General features: G+C 74.7%; 1 protein-coding gene. It reads right to left on the minus strand.

Annotated elements, in window-relative coordinates; genetic code table 11:
• A partial coding sequence (locus AF1_RS32640; RefSeq protein ID WP_174548924.1) for a polyketide synthase dehydratase domain-containing protein occupies window positions 1-1,202 on the minus strand: 1,202 nt, incomplete at both ends.

Below are 1,202 nucleotides of genomic sequence, written 5' to 3' on the forward strand. Positions count from 1 at the left end.
ACCGGCGGGCACCGCGCCCCGCGTCACGACCACGAGCCGGGATTCCTCCGGCCCGGCCGCGGTCAGCCACGCCTGCAGCACGCCCAGCACCCGGGAGGTCAAGGCCAGGGGCGTGTCCCCGCCGCCACCGCCGCCGGCCTCCAGCACCGCCACGGACGGCACGCCCCCGGCCTGCGCCACCACGTCGTCCGCGGTGGCCACCGCCGTCCACGACGGTGACGGCTCGCCCTGGGGCGGGGGCAGCTCGGCCCAGTCCACCCGGAACAACGAGTCGCGGTTCCCCACCGACACGGCACCGGGCCCTTCGGGGGACACCGCGCGAAATGCCAGCGAGTCCACCGACACCACCGGGCCGCCGGCGCCGTCCGCCGCCTCCAGCGACACCGAATCAGGCCCGTGGGGTACCAGCCGCACCCGCAGCACCGAGGCACCCGCGGCGTGCAGCACGAGCCCGCGCCAGTCCAGCGGTTGCCGCGGCTCGTCGTGGGCGGCGCTCAGCAGGGCCGGGTGCAGCGCCGCGTCCAGCAACGCCGGGTGAACACCGAACCGCCCCGCGCTCTCCCGCTGGTCTTCGGGCAGGGCGACCTCGGCGAAGACCTCCTCGCCGCGCCGCCACACCGCGCGCACACCCTGGAACACCTGTCCGTAACCGAACCCGAGATCGGCCAGGTCGTCGTAGCAGCCCTCGACCTCGATCCGCTCGGCGTCCGGCGGCGGCCAGGCGGTGAAGTCGAATCCCGTGCCCGGAGTCGTCGCCGCCGTTGACAGGAGTCCGGTGGCGTGCCGCGTCCAGGCGTCGCCGTCACGCAGGGAGTACACCTCCACGGTGCGTGAACCGTCGTCGGCCGGGCCGCCCAGCACCACCTGCACACGGATCCCGCCGTGCTCGGGCACCACCAGGGGCGACGCGATCACCAGCTCGTCGAGCACCGAGCAGCCGGCCTCGTCGCCGGCACGCACGGCCAGCTCGACCAACCCGCTGCCGGGAACGAGCACCGCACCGCCGACAACATGATCGGCCAGCCAGGGGTGCGACGCGAGCGACAACCGCGAGGTGTACACGGAGCCGTCCGACCACGGCAGCGGCACCACCGCCCCCAGCATCGGATGATCGGCCGGCACCTGCCCCAACGACGCCGCATCCGTCGCCGCCCCGGCCGACTGGAGCCAGTAGTGCCGGTGGTCGAAGGCGTAGGTCGGAA

The sequence above is a fragment of the Actinomadura formosensis NBRC 14204 genome, assembly GCF_001552155.1.
GTDB classification, from domain to species: Bacteria; Actinomycetota; Actinomycetes; order Streptosporangiales; family Streptosporangiaceae; genus Spirillospora; species Spirillospora formosensis.